This window comes from Bacillus sp. FSL M8-0256 (genome assembly GCF_038005765.1).
Classification (GTDB): Bacteria; Bacillota; Bacilli; order Bacillales; family Bacillaceae; genus Bacillus; species Bacillus safensis.
On sequence record NZ_JBBOTU010000001.1, the window covers coordinates 1,970,859 to 1,983,592 of the forward strand.

At 45.6% G+C, this 12,734-nt stretch carries 12 protein-coding genes and 1 pseudogene; 8 read left to right on the forward strand and 5 right to left on the reverse strand.

Annotated features, from left to right (window positions below; genetic code table 11):
- Window positions 1–6: 6 nt before the first annotated feature.
- Both NSQ76_RS09920 and NSQ76_RS09925 read left to right on the forward strand, forming a co-directional pair.
- A complete protein-coding gene (locus tag NSQ76_RS09920; RefSeq protein ID WP_341053573.1) occupies window positions 7–1,107 on the forward strand; it encodes a GerAB/ArcD/ProY family transporter in 1,101 nt (366 codons plus the stop codon).
- On the forward strand, window positions 1,104–2,204 hold the full coding sequence (locus NSQ76_RS09925; protein ID WP_034624321.1) for a Ger(x)C family spore germination protein: 1,101 nt from the start codon (window positions 1,104–1,106) through the stop codon (window positions 2,202–2,204). Before NSQ76_RS09920 ends, NSQ76_RS09925 begins: the two co-directional genes overlap by 4 nt.
- Before the next feature lie 6 nt (window positions 2,205–2,210).
- Here the strand turns inward: NSQ76_RS09925 and NSQ76_RS09930 are convergent, their stop codons facing one another.
- The 3 genes from NSQ76_RS09930 to NSQ76_RS09940 all read right to left on the reverse strand — a co-directional run bounded on the left by NSQ76_RS09930 (window position 2,211) and on the right by NSQ76_RS09940 (window position 3,551).
- A complete protein-coding gene (locus tag NSQ76_RS09930; RefSeq protein WP_225315522.1) occupies window positions 2,211–2,762 on the reverse strand; it encodes a hypothetical protein in 552 nt (183 codons plus the stop codon).
- A complete protein-coding gene (locus NSQ76_RS09935; RefSeq protein ID WP_341053576.1) occupies window positions 2,743–3,192 on the reverse strand; it encodes a hypothetical protein in 450 nt (149 codons plus the stop codon). The genes NSQ76_RS09930 and NSQ76_RS09935 overlap by 20 nt, the downstream gene beginning before the upstream one ends.
- Window positions 3,193–3,320: 128 nt before the next feature.
- Complete coding sequence (locus NSQ76_RS09940; RefSeq protein WP_268478743.1) at window positions 3,321–3,551, reverse strand: excisionase family DNA-binding protein; 231 nt, start codon at window positions 3,549–3,551, stop codon at window positions 3,321–3,323.
- Window positions 3,552–3,719: 168 nt separating this feature from the next.
- On the opposite strand from NSQ76_RS09940, the gene NSQ76_RS09945 reads away from it, so the two are divergent.
- The 3 genes from NSQ76_RS09945 to NSQ76_RS09955 are packed head-to-tail and all read left to right on the forward strand — an operon-like array spanning window position 3,720 to window position 5,669.
- Complete coding sequence (locus NSQ76_RS09945) at window positions 3,720–4,127, forward strand: GtrA family protein (protein WP_034624315.1); 408 nt, start codon at window positions 3,720–3,722, stop codon at window positions 4,125–4,127.
- A 4-nt stretch (window positions 4,128–4,131) separates the two neighbouring features.
- The gene (gene galU / locus NSQ76_RS09950; RefSeq protein WP_025093162.1) at window positions 4,132–5,013 is read left to right on the forward strand and encodes a UTP--glucose-1-phosphate uridylyltransferase GalU; all 882 of its coding nucleotides are present in this window, start codon (window positions 4,132–4,134) and stop codon (window positions 5,011–5,013) included.
- A 53-nt stretch (window positions 5,014–5,066) separates the two neighbouring features.
- Window positions 5,067–5,669, forward strand: coding sequence for a DedA family protein (locus tag NSQ76_RS09955; RefSeq protein WP_024425701.1), 603 nt, complete (start codon window positions 5,067–5,069; stop codon window positions 5,667–5,669).
- Window positions 5,670–5,707: 38 nt separating this feature from the next.
- Here the strand turns inward: NSQ76_RS09955 and NSQ76_RS09960 are convergent, their stop codons facing one another.
- Window positions 5,708–6,529: a uroporphyrinogen-III synthase gene (locus tag NSQ76_RS09960; protein ID WP_025093161.1), complete on the reverse strand. Its 822-nt coding sequence runs from the start codon at window positions 6,527–6,529 to the stop codon at window positions 5,708–5,710.
- Window positions 6,530–6,671: 142 nt separating this feature from the next.
- On the opposite strand from NSQ76_RS09960, the gene NSQ76_RS09965 reads away from it, so the two are divergent.
- Window positions 6,672–7,292 (forward strand): acetate uptake transporter, encoded by a 621-nt coding sequence (locus NSQ76_RS09965; protein ID WP_024425703.1) that lies wholly within the window; start codon window positions 6,672–6,674, stop codon window positions 7,290–7,292.
- Window positions 7,293–7,330: 38 nt separating this feature from the next.
- Here the strand turns inward: NSQ76_RS09965 and NSQ76_RS09970 are convergent, their stop codons facing one another.
- On the reverse strand, window positions 7,331–8,350 hold the full coding sequence (locus tag NSQ76_RS09970) for an LLM class flavin-dependent oxidoreductase (RefSeq protein ID WP_024427753.1): 1,020 nt from the start codon (window positions 8,348–8,350) through the stop codon (window positions 7,331–7,333).
- Between the two features lie 674 nt (window positions 8,351–9,024).
- Here NSQ76_RS09970 and NSQ76_RS20960 point away from each other — a divergent pair.
- Window positions 9,025–10,004 (forward strand): annotated as a pseudogene (locus NSQ76_RS20960) (hypothetical protein); the annotation flags it as partial.
- Between the two features lie 950 nt (window positions 10,005–10,954).
- Window positions 10,955–12,721, forward strand: coding sequence for a beta strand repeat-containing protein (locus tag NSQ76_RS20965; protein ID WP_445661663.1), 1,767 nt, complete (start codon window positions 10,955–10,957; stop codon window positions 12,719–12,721).
- Window positions 12,722–12,734: the final 13 nt, after the last annotated feature.

The window sequence follows — 12,734 nt, forward strand, 5'->3', positions numbered from 1 at the left end:
GAAGGCATGAGCTCTTCTTCTGTCAAAGAGAAATTTCAAGTATCCCCTTATTTTGTGTTTTTTCTCATCAATGCCAATCAAGTCGGTGTCAGCATTTTAAACTTTCAAACAAACCTTGTTCGTTCTATTAATAATGATGGATGGATCGCTATTTTGATTTCTGGCATGAGCGTCAATGTGATGATCTTTCTCATGTACTTAATGTTTAAAAAGGCCCCTTCGGATGAATTTGGTGAAATCACGCAATATGTATTTGGCAAATGGATTGGGCAATTATTCAACATTCTTTATATCTTATATTTTGCTTCTTTGTCGCTGACCGTTCTTATCCATTACATGGATGTGATCCATGTATGGCTGTTTAAAGAAATTCCTGGTCTTTTGTTTGCGTCTGTACTGCTGCTGCTTGTGTATTACATACATACTGGCGGCTTTAGAACCATTGCTGGATGGGCATTTTTTAGTGTTGTATTGACGTATTGGATGACGTTTATCTGTTTTTATGCCATGAAATATAGTCACCTTCGTTTCATGTTCCCAATGTTTGATCATACATTTTCGCAAATGCTTGTGGGAGTCAAAGATGCATCCTTATCCATGTTTGGTTTTGGCACGCTGCTTGTCTATTATCCCTTTATTAAACAAGCTCAGACATCTCAAAAATTTGCTCACATGGGGGTATTATTTACGACATGCTTAAACTTGCTCACTTTTCTCGTCTCTATAGCGTATTACTCAAGTGCTCAGCTCAAATTAACAAAATGGCCGACGCTAACGTTAACGAGCATTGTGAAGCTTCCGTTTATCCAGCGCTTTGAATTTATTGAAGTGTCTCTTTGGCTGCTTCTGATCATTCCTAATATCACGATTCCATTATGGGCAGCGAGCCGAATGGCAAAAAAAATGCTTCATACGAGCCAGCGCGTCACGTTCATCGGGCTCAGCATCCTCATTCTGATCATGTTTTCGTTTTTTGCCAGTGCAACTTCTTTTGAAACCTTTAATCAATGGGTGGAATTTAGCGGATTCATTCTGATCTATGGATTGATTATCTGTATGGTCATTGGACTGATGCTGAAAAAAAGGAGGAGGAAAAAACGAGCATGAAACGTTATATACTTACGGGCCTCATGTTGTGTAGTCTTTTGTTAACCAGCTGTGCAGAGCCCCGCCTTTTAGATGAATTAAATATCTCTCAGGCGGCAGGATTTGATTTATTGGAAGATGGAGAAATGAAGGGCTTCTTTGTCTTCCCTGTCTTTAAAAGTCAAGAGCAAGGAAGTTATCAAATATTAAGCGCAAAGTCAAACACCATTAGTAATATTCAATTTCTCGTGTCAGAAGAATCACCTTTTCCAGTAGTCATGGGCCAGGTGCTCGTTATTTTAGTCAGTGAAAAGTTAGCAAAAGAAGTCGGCATGATCGATTTAATGAATTATATTTATCGTGATCCTATCATTGGTTCACGCCAAGTGTTTGCGATTGTAGGCGGAGAAGTTGAAGAGTTATTATACACAAAAATGAATCAAACGAACTTAAATATAGGTGTATATCTCTCTGACATGTTGGCCCAAAATATGCGAAATGGCAATGAACCTGTCACCAATCAGCATATTTTTATGAATCAGATGCTGGCAAAAGGGGTCGATGCATACCTCCCCTACATTAAGAAAAAAGGCAATGGCATTAAGATCACAGGAGTCGCTCTGTTTGATCATGAAAAAATGATCGGTCATATCCCTGGAAAAGACACGTTCACATTTAAAGCGATGATTGAAAATCATAAAAATGGCATCTACGAATTTCAATTGGCTGATCATGCAAAGACCCATGTCGTCATTGAAAATATCAAATCCCATGTGTCTTACCGAATCAAACCAACGGAAAACCTAACAAAGAAGCCTCAGATCATGATTGATATCAAACTGAAAGGTGAATTAAAAGAATTCATGAAGTCCAAAAAAATTGATAAACCATCTATATTGGACCATGTTGAAAAAGAAGTAGAAAAACGTGTCGCTCAGCAAGGACAAGACCTTGTTCAATCCTTTAAAAAGCAAAACATAGATCCGCTTGGGCTGGGCCTGAGGTATAGATCAAAAGACAAAGCAGTAACACCAGAAAAGTGGAAAAGCATTTATCCTGATGCAGATGTACAAGTTAAATGCCACATGAAGATTGTTCAAACCGGAGTCAGCCAATAAAAAGGCTTATTCAAATATGTCTTGCTTGTTCTCCAAGATGTTGGACACTTTCATTTTCACTCGTGGAACCGGATCTTTTTGATGAACATCATGTGAAATCTTTTCTACTTCATTTTTATCAGTTCTAAGAATTTTAGGTGAAAATTTTTCCACAAGAGGCGGTCTATTCCCTTTTGCACAGTTTGCCATTGTATCTAGTGCAATGAAGCAGAAAGGTCTTCCTTTGTTTAGCCAAGATTTCATTCTCTCCCAGGTTGGGCAGCTGACGGCTGCCAGCCTTTCCCACTGATCGTGAAAATGGGTGCAATTTGACTCCATCCAATCCAAAATTTTGTGAGAACGGAAACGATGCAGGCAAATAAAAGCCTCTAACGGCAATTCTTTTTCACTGATCGATTTCAATTTTTCTAATATATGGTGTAATCCCTCATCTCCTGGCAAACTGCTGGCTGCTGCCCACGAAAGTGGGTAAAGGAATTCTTCGTCCTCGTAATCCAAAAGTTCCCTGACCCATTCAGCGGCAAATGTATCTAGAACATCAGCCGTGATCTCTAACATTCACTTCGGCATGCTCCGTTTCATGAAACCTACTTTGAATAGAATCCAAGATTTTTTGCTGGTCGTGCTGTTTCAAAGCATCGATCACATCATCCTCAAGAAACCATCTAGTGATTGAAAAGTCTAATAAAGACACCAAATTATGCCTAACGGCTTGTAATGTTGGAGCTTTCTCGCTTTTGGTGATGACGACATCCTCCTCTAATTGGAAAGCCTGTCCGTCCTCTCCATAAAAATCATCAAACAGTAAAAATTGTTTAGGAGAATGGAGAACAGCTAGGTTATACCATTCAATAGGCCGTAACGAATAGCTGAACAGTCTTTCGTAGCATTGATGGCATAATTGATAAGGCTGTTTCGGTTCATCAGACGATTCTACAACGTTCATTTCGTTTTTTTGACAGGCTTCACATAAAGTAGTTGTCCCCATTGTTTTCACTTCCTTTTACTGCTATTCTGCTTCTTTCGTTCGAGCAAGCTTAAGGTGAAATAGAAATCATTCTTTCTATAACCGCGGCCATTCGTCCATATTGTTTCAAATGAAGAAATAACGATCTTCTAATCTTCATCCTTTACATCGGGGTCTTCCGGAATCGGTTCATTTAAGATTTCTTGGACGAGCTCTTTATATTGCTCGAGCTGCTTTAAATGCGTTTGAAACTGCCCTTGATAAATGAGATAAGATTCCCCGTCAAATACGTAACGAATCTTTTTTTGCTGGATTAATTTTTCAACATATGCTTCAGATACTTCTAAGTATTCAGCTGTTTCTCCAATTGTTAAATACATGCATGTGCACCACCCGTTCGTTTCATCTAGCAAATTATATCACGAGCTGGTGAAAAAACAGATATCGCTTGTTCATGTTTTTTTCATCTTTTCTTCACTGATTCGTCAACTCACTTTTGTACAGTATTCATACACCCACTCAAACACTAGGAGGTGATGATCCTTCGCATGACAAAGAAAAATATTCGGATCTATGCCGCATTTTTAACTGTAGGCGCTAGCAATACGATGATTGACTTTCTGTTCTTCTTTTTTTTAACTGCTTGCTTTGTTCCCTCTTTTCTTGCACAGTGCTTGTCCTATACCGCAGGAATGCTGAACAGTTATGTTTGGAATCGAAAATGGACGTTCCAAGTGAAAAAGAAAGCTGACAAGTGGGAATGGATCAAGTGGGCCACAGTCAACGGCGCAGCGTGCCTCCTCACCTATGTTGTCTTATATGTCATACAGCAAGCAGGTTTCTCATTATTCATTAGTAAAGCGATTGGTACTCTTCTTGGCATGATGATTACTTTTACTGGAAGCCGCCTATGGGTTTTTCCATCAGAAAATAAACCATCAGAAATGGAGCGATGATTCAATGAACATTAAAAAAGCCGTCATACCAGCAGCCGGATTAGGCACACGTTTTTTACCCGCAACGAAAGCACAGCCAAAGGAAATGCTGCCTATTATCGACAAACCCGCCATTCAATACATAGTTGAGGAGGCTGTTCAATCAGGCATTGAAGATATACTAATTATCACAGGAAGAAATAAAAAATCGATTGAAGATCACTTTGACCGTTCGATTGAGCTAGAACTCACGTTGCTTGAAAAAGGAAAAAATGAACAGCTGGCTGAAATCAAACATATTGCGGATATGGCCAATATTCATTATATTCGTCAAAAGGAGCCCTTAGGTCTTGGACATGCGGTATTATGTGCACGTCATTTTACTGGCAATGATCCTTTTGCGGTCCTTTTAGGTGATGATGTCATGGTGTCAGAAAGACCTGCACTCTCTCAGCTCATGGAAGTCTTTGAAGACAAACAAAGAGAGGTCATTGGCGTCCAGCAAGTGGATCGTCTAGATGTCAGTAAGTATGGTATGATAAGACCAGCTAGAATAGACGGTCAAGTGTTTGAAGTCACAGACTTAGTGGAAAAGCCAGCAATTCATGAAGCTCCTTCCGATTTAGCCGTGATGGGCAGGTACCTGTTAACACCATCGATTTTTCCAATTTTACAAGGAATCGAGAGAGGTACCGGGAACGAAATCCAGCTGACAGATGCGCTGAAAATCATCGCACATGAATCACCCATTTATGCAACACAATTAGATGGGATGAGATTTGATGTTGGTGATAAGCTCGGCTCGTTTAAGGCAGCGGCAGAACTTGGATTAATGCGTCATGATATGCGGCCAGCCATGCTAGCATATATGCAAAGCATACTCATGAGAGAAGAAAAACAAGCATAGGCTCTTATAAGGATGCTTGAAGAAAAATCGTATTTAAAGGCAGAGTGAAATGAATGGGAACCTTGTTTAATGAAATTTTAACCTGGCTGACAAGCCTAGGTTACGCAGGTGTAGCACTAGGGCTGATGATTGAAATCATTCCGAGTGAAATTGTACTTGCCTATGGCGGATATATGGTGTCAACAGGCACAATTGGTTTTGTAGGAGCTGTGATTGCCGGCGTCATCGGTGGTACGCTCGCCCAGTGTTTTATTTACTGGATCGGTCTGTACGGCGGACGACCTTTTTTAACAAAGTATGGAAAGTATTTATTCATCCATGAACATCATATCGCGACTGCAGAGCGCTGGTTTGATCGGTATGGAACCGGTGTAGTCTTTACCGCCCGCTTTATCCCTGTTGTCCGTCATGCCATCTCGATTCCAGCAGGTATTGCCAAGATGCCTTTTTTGAAATTTGTTTTCTTGACAGGATTAGCTGCCATCCCTTGGTCTATCTTATTTATCTATCTTGGCATGCAGCTTGGGACGAAATGGGATCATATTCAAAGTGTTGCTCATGCTTATACAACCCCCATTATGGTCATTGCCATCGTCCTGATTGTTCTCTACTTTGTACTCAAAAAAATTCGGACGAATCGAAAACGGACAATCTAACAAAAACGCCTTTCACCAGATCAGTGAAAGGCGTCTTTTTATATGTGTGCTGATTGTTTTTTCATATATTGGGATAATTCTATAATCATTGCTCCCATTCTCTCAAGTGACGGGGCAAGAATTCGGTCTATTCCCTCTTCTTTTAAAGCTTCAGCCGTGACTTTCCCGACAGCTACTGCCAGTACGTCCTGCTCGAATAATGCTTGCAATTCTTCTTTTCTGCCCCATTCTGCGGCTAGTTTGAAAAAGGCGTGGACCTGGACAGCGGTTGTAAAACAGACGGCATGAACTTGTCCATCTTTCATTTCTTGCAGCAGCGTTTCAGCTGCCTCTGGTTCAGGAGGTGTGTGCTGATATGGTAAAAGCGGCAAAACATCTGCCCCCTTGTCATGTAAAAACTGAATGAGAGCTGGTGCATTTTCACCATGAAGCTGCACCATCACGCGTTTTCCTTGAAACTCCTTGTCTTCAAGCTTTGAAATCAAGTCACGAACCGTTCCGTCTTCATCAGAGACCTCTGGCTGAATTCCGCGTTTTTTCAGCGCAGCAAAGGTTTTGTACCCTCTTGAAGCAATATGTGCGTTTGATAGAATGTTCATAAATTCTTTACCAAGCTGCAGCTCTTCTGCACTCTCAATCAATGTATCTGTACCGATGCCTGTTGTCAAGATCACCCAGTCGGCCCCTTGTCTCACAAAGGTTTCGATGCCTGGCTTTAAATCCTCTTTGGCTAAAAATACGGTTCCTTGAAGAGAGCGAATAACGGCTTGTCCTCCTTGTTTTTCGACAAGTGTACGCATTTCTTCTGTTTTTCTTGTTCCACAAATGGCAATCGTTTTTCCAGATAAGCCTTTACTCATGTTATCCCTCTTTTTCTATCACATTTGATATGTATTAAATATAGATTTATTTGGAAGACGATGCAAGTGTCTACTAAAAAAGAGCTTGACGTTTCTATCGAATTCGAGTATCTTTTGTAAGTGCAAATTGTAGGAGGTCATTATGGAAAAACAGAATGTTCAAGCAATTCGATTATCAATTGCAGACCCAACACCACTTGGTTTGTTTGGTTTAGCAATGGTGACGCTCGTTGCGTCCTCACAAAAACTAGGAATCACAGATGGCACTTCTCTTATTTTACCTTGGGCTATCTTCCTTGGAGGAATCGCGCAGCTGATCGCGTCCATACAAGATTCAAAGCATCATAATATTTTTGGAGCCACTGCTTTTGGCGCATTCGGTCTTTTCTGGATGGGCGTTGGAACAACTTGGCTCATTCAAGCCGGCGTCTTTGGGAAAACGCTTGCGGGAGCAGCAGATCCAAAACAGCTAGGCTTTGCGTTTATTGGCTATTTGATTTTCAGCTTGTTTATGACGATTGGTGCAATGGAAACACATAAAGTGTTATTTTTGATTTTCGTCTTTATTGATTTCTTATTCATTGGTCTTTCCCTTAGCACTTTTGGTGTGATGTACGATGTGACTCATACCATGGCTGGTATTGCAGAATTGATCATTTCCCTGCTCTCATTTTATGGTTCTGCAGCTGTTGTCCTTAATACACATTTTGGCCGTATTGTTCTGCCAATCGGACAACCATTTCGCATTTTTACAAAAGCTTAAATAAAAAAGAACTGCTCTGTGCAGTTCTTTTTTTATGTTTATTTTTCTTGTGCCTCTTGAAAAATCTCTCCGATGATTTCATACGAGCGCATTCTTTCTTGATGGTCAAACATATCCGAATTAATCATCACTTCATCTGCTTGAGTAGCTTCTATAAAGGCTTCTAATTCTGTTTTCACCTTTTCTTTATCCCCAATGATAGTCGAGCTTAATTGTTCATCCACCATTGCCTTTTCATATGGACTCCAAAGACCGTCCATGCTGTCGACAGGCGCCTTCAGTTTTCCTGGTGTGTTGCGAATGAGACTTAAAAACCGCTGATAATGAGAGGTTGCCAAATATTCAGCCCGTTCTGTTTGATCTGCAGCAAAAACCGTCACACCGACCATGGCATAAGGCTCTTTTAATACATCAGAAGGTCTAAATGACTGTCTGTACAACTCTAACGCGGGAATTGTATTTTTAGGTGAGAAGTGTGCTGCAAAGGCAAATGGCAATCCAAGTTCTCCTGCAAGTCTAGCGCTAAAACCGCTTGAACCAAGGAGCCAAATTGGAATGTCCAGGCCTTCTCCTGGAACAGCTCTTACATGTTTTTTAACCTGACCGGTCGGTTTGAAATATTGACGAAGTTCTTCAAGCTGCTCAGGGAAATCTTCTCCGTTATGAAGATTACGTCTAAGCGCCCTTGCTGTTAACTGATCTGTCCCTGGTGCTCTGCCAAGACCTAAATCAATTCTCCCCGGATACAATGTCTCAAGTGTGCCAAATTGTTCGGCAATGACAAGTGAAGAGTGGTTTGGCAGCATAATCCCGCCAGATCCTACTCGAATTTTTTCGGTTCCTCCCGCAATATATCCAATTAAAACAGACGTTGCAGAGCTCGCTACCCCTTCCATGTTATGGTGTTCTGCCAGCCAGTATCTATGATAACCCCACTTCTCCGCCTTCTTTGCTAAATCCATACTACGATCAAAAGATTCTTTAATGGTACCTCCTTCTGTCACTGAGGATAAATTTAAAACGGAATAGGCTTTGCCTTGTAAAACTGATTGACTCATATATGATGTCCCCATTTCTGTCAAAAATCATACTATTTTATACTTTCAACACCATAACACAAATCAATGAAAGATTTAAATGATTTGATTCGATGATTTTCGAAATGATGATTTTCTAGGTTTTACTTCCAATTTGAAAATTTGCACATAGAATGAAATATCAATTCTAGGAGATGGGCAATTTGTACAATCAATTCGAACACAAATGTCCCTTTTGCGGTAAATACCATGAACAGCCTCATTACAAAAGATCACGTCATGACCGTCCTCGAAAAAGAGACTGTCCATTCATTAAACAAGAATATTCAAAACAAAATACATCTCAAGGGAATCAACCTTGCCACAATGCAAAAGGAATAAAACAATCAAAACAAAATCAAAGAGCTGGACCAAGAGGCCCGGCAGGCCCAGCAGGTCCCCCTGGACCAACAGGACCTACTGGACCTGCTGGCGGGTTAACCGGCGCCCTTCCTTTTAATCCCTCACAATCACAAGATTACGATGCAGGGCAAGTGGTCACGTTTGATGGCAGTACTTACATTGCCAATGTTGACGCTCCATCAGGAATACCTGGACTCTCCCCCGACTATACCCTTTTAGCTGCTTCTGGAGAAACTGGTCCTACGGGTCCTACTGGGATCGGATTAAGTGGTATTGAAGCCTATGATCCTGTTATGGCACCAACATATTCAGTAGGTCAAGTGGTCACTTATGGTGGTGGTACGTATATTGTGGATTCTGCACCACCTTCAGGTACGCCAGATACGTCGCCAGATTACACACTTTTAGCAGCACCAGGTGAAACTGGCCCTACCGGTGCTACAGGGATCACTGGGTCAACAGGTCCTACCGGCGCCACAGGGATCACCGGATTAACCGGACCTACTGGCGCGACGGGGATCACCGGAACAACTGGTGATACGGGTGCTACAGGCAGCACTGGACCTACTGGGCCTATCGGTGCTACAGGGATCACGGGAGCTACCGGACCTACTGGCGCTACAGGGATCACTGGGTCAACAGGTCCTACCGGCGCCACAGGGATCACCGGATTAACCGGACCTACTGGCGCGACGGGGATCACCGGAACAACTGGTGATACGGGTGCTACAGGCAGCACTGGACCTACTGGTCCTACCGGCGCAACGGGGATTACCGGAGCAACTACCGGCGCAACGGGGATTACCGGAGCAACTGGAGATACGGGTACTACAGGCAGCACTGGACCTACTGGTCCTACCGGCGCCACGGGGATTACCGGAGCAACTGGAGATACGGGTACTACAGGCAGCACTGGACCTACTGGTCCTACTGGTGCCACGGGGATTACTGGAGCTACCGGGCCTACCGGCGCCACGGGGATTACCGGATCAACTGGAGATACGGGTACTACAGGCAGCACTGGACCTACTGGACCTACCGGTGCTACTGGGATTACTGGATTAACTGGTCCTACTGGTGCCACGGGGATTACCGGATCAACCGGATCTACTGGTGCCACGGGGATTACTGGAGCTACCGGGCCTACCGGCGCCACGGGGATTACCGGATCAACTGGGCCTACTGGCGCAACAGGGATCACCGGATCAACTGGTCCTACTGGCGCAACGGGGATCACGGATCAGCTACCGGACCTACTGGTGGCGCAACGGGGATCACGGGGGACCTACTGGTGCCACGGGGATTACCGGATCAACTGGGATTACTGGTGCCACGGGGATTACCGGATCAACTGACCTACCGGTGCTACTGGGATTACTGGGGCTACCGGACCTACCGGTGCCACGGGTAGTACTGGATCAACTGGTTCTACCGGCGCCACGGGGATTACCGGATCAACCGGATCTACTGGTGCCACGGGGATTACTGGAGCTACCGGGCCTACCGGCGCCACTGGGATTACCGGATCAACTGGGCCTACTGGCGCAACAGGGATCACTGGATCAACTGGACCTACCGGTGCCACGGGGATTACCGGATCAACTGGACCTACCGGCGCCACGGGGATTACCAACTGGATACACAGGGATCACTCAACTGGACCTACTGGCGCAACAGGGATCACTGGATCAACTGGGCCTACTGGCGCAACGGGGATCACGGGAGCTACCGGACCTACTGGTGCACGGGGATTACTGGAGCTACCGGGCCTACTGGTGCCACGGGTAGCACTGGACCAACTGGTCCTACTGGCGCAACGGGGATCACCGGATCAACTGGACCTACCGGTGCTACTGGGATTACTGGAGCTACCGGGCCTACTGGTGCCACGGGTAGTACTGGATCAACTGGTTCTACCGGCGCCACGGGGATTACCGGATCAACTGGGCCTACTGGCGCAACGGGGATTACCGGATCACTGGTGCCACGGGTAGTACTGGATCAACTGGAGATACCGGTGCCACGGGGATCACTGGGTCAACAGGACCTACCGGGGCTACGGGTAGTACTGGACCAACTGGTCCTACCGGTGCAACGGGTAGTACTGGGGCAACCGGTCCTACCGGGGATCTGGATCAACTGGTTCTACCGGTGCACTGGACCGGGTCCAACTGGTCCTACTGGTGCAACGGGTAGTACTGGAGCTACCAACAGGACCTACTGGTGCTACAGGCAGCACTGGACCATCACTGGTCCTACTGGGGTGACAGGTATCACCGGATCAACTGGAGATACGGGTGCCACGGGGATAGCACTGGGGCAACAGGGCCTACCGGGGCTACAGGCAGCACTGGACCAACTGGTCCTACTGGTGCAACGGGTAGTACTGGAGCTACCGGACCTACTGGTGCTACAGGCAGCACTGGACCAACTGGTCCTACTGGGGTGACAGGTATCACCGGATCAACTGGAGATACGGGTGCCACGGGTAGCACTGGGGCAACTGGTTCTACTGGTGCCACTGGGATTACTGGAGCTACCGGACCTACTGGTGCTACAGGTATTACTGGATCAACTGGAGATACTGGTGCTACAGGCAGCACTGGACCAACTGGGCCTACCGGGGCTACAGGCAGCACTGGACCAACTGGTCCTACTGGTGCAACGGGTAGTACTGGAGCTACCGGACCTACTGGTGCTACTGGGGTGACAGGTATCACCGGATCAACTGGAGATACGGGTACTACAGGCAGCACTGGTCCTACCGGTGCTACTGGGATTACTGGTGCTACCGGGCCTACTGGTGCTACAGGTATTACTGGATCAACTGGAGCTACCGGGGCTACTGGTGCCACGGGTAGCACTGGGTCAACAGGTCCTACCGGCGCCACAGGGATCACTGGATTAACCGGAGCTACCGGGGCTACTGGGATTACTGGAGCTACCGGGCCTACTGGGATCACTGGATCAACTGGTTCTACCGGTGCCACTGGGATCACCGGGTCAACTGGAGATACCGGGGCTACTGGGATTACTGGTGCTACCGGTCCTACCGGGGCTACTGGGATCACTGGATCAACTGGTTCTACCGGTGCCACAGGTATTACTGGATCAACTGGGCCTACTGGTGCCACGGGGATTACTGGATCTACTGGACCTACTGGCGCAACGGGTAGCACTGGAGCTACCGGTCCTACTGGTGCAACGGGGATCACTGGAGCTACCGGACCTACTGGTGCTACTGGGATTACTGGAGCTACTGGTGCCACGGGGATTACCGGATCAACCGGGCCTACTGGCGCAACGGGGATTACCGGGTCTACTGGTCCTACCGGTGCCACGGGGATTACCGGATCAACCGGGCCTACTGGTGCCACTGGGATTACTGGGTCAACCGGGCCTACTGGCGCAACGGGTAGTACTGGACCAACTGGGCCTACTGGCGCTACAGGCATCACGGGCGCAACGGGGATCACTGGGGCTACTGGTCGTACTGGCGCTACAGGTATCACCGGATCAACCGGACCTACTGGCGCGACCGGTGTTACTGGTGTCACTGGGGCTACTGGAACAGGTGGTTTTACGGATACAGCACTTTATGCTGCTAATAGTTCTGGACCTACCATTATCACTGTAGCTGGTGGAACCAATATTCCTCTGCCAAACTTTCAAAACATTACTGGTTTTACAGCAAACGGAACGAGCACTGTTTTTACCGTTTTGCAAACTGGCAAATATTATATTACGTATCAAGTTAATACCACCACAGCTCTTTTAATTAATACACGTTTGCTTTTAAATGGAGATACTGTGTCTGGTTCTGTTCAATCACCGGTTATCTCTACTTCGTTTCTCAATAATACTTTAATCGTCAATATAACAGCTGGAAGCACCATTTCGCTGCAGTTTTTTGGGGCAGTTGTCACAGCTATTTTAGTTGGCGGGGGCGGTGCTGCAGGTGCTAGCTTGACCATCATACGGCTTAGCTAAACTAAAAAAGAAA

Bases quoted from the DNA above. Each gene is read 5' to 3' on its own strand.
- galU (WP_025093162.1), top strand. From the start codon at position 4,132: ATGAACATTAAAAAAGCCGTCATACCAGCAGCCGGATTAGGCACACGT.
- NSQ76_RS09920 (WP_341053573.1), top strand. From the start codon at position 7: ATGAGCTCTTCTTCTGTCAAAGAGAAATTTCAAGTATCCCCTTATTTT.
- NSQ76_RS09965 (WP_024425703.1), top strand. From the start codon at position 6,672: ATGGAAAAACAGAATGTTCAAGCAATTCGATTATCAATTGCAGACCCA.
- NSQ76_RS09955 (WP_024425701.1), top strand. From the start codon at position 5,067: ATGGGAACCTTGTTTAATGAAATTTTAACCTGGCTGACAAGCCTAGGT.
- NSQ76_RS09945 (WP_034624315.1), top strand. From the start codon at position 3,720: ATGACAAAGAAAAATATTCGGATCTATGCCGCATTTTTAACTGTAGGC.
- NSQ76_RS09935 (WP_341053576.1), bottom strand. From the start codon at position 3,192: ATGGGGACAACTACTTTATGTGAAGCCTGTCAAAAAAACGAAATGAAC.
- NSQ76_RS09970 (WP_024427753.1), bottom strand. From the start codon at position 8,350: ATGAGTCAATCAGTTTTACAAGGCAAAGCCTATTCCGTTTTAAATTTA.
- NSQ76_RS09940 (WP_268478743.1), bottom strand. From the start codon at position 3,551: ATGTATTTAACAATTGGAGAAACAGCTGAATACTTAGAAGTATCTGAA.
- NSQ76_RS09930 (WP_225315522.1), bottom strand. From the start codon at position 2,762: ATGTTAGAGATCACGGCTGATGTTCTAGATACATTTGCCGCTGAATGG.
- NSQ76_RS09960 (WP_025093161.1), bottom strand. From the start codon at position 6,529: ATGAGTAAAGGCTTATCTGGAAAAACGATTGCCATTTGTGGAACAAGA.
- NSQ76_RS09925 (WP_034624321.1), top strand. From the start codon at position 1,104: ATGAAACGTTATATACTTACGGGCCTCATGTTGTGTAGTCTTTTGTTA.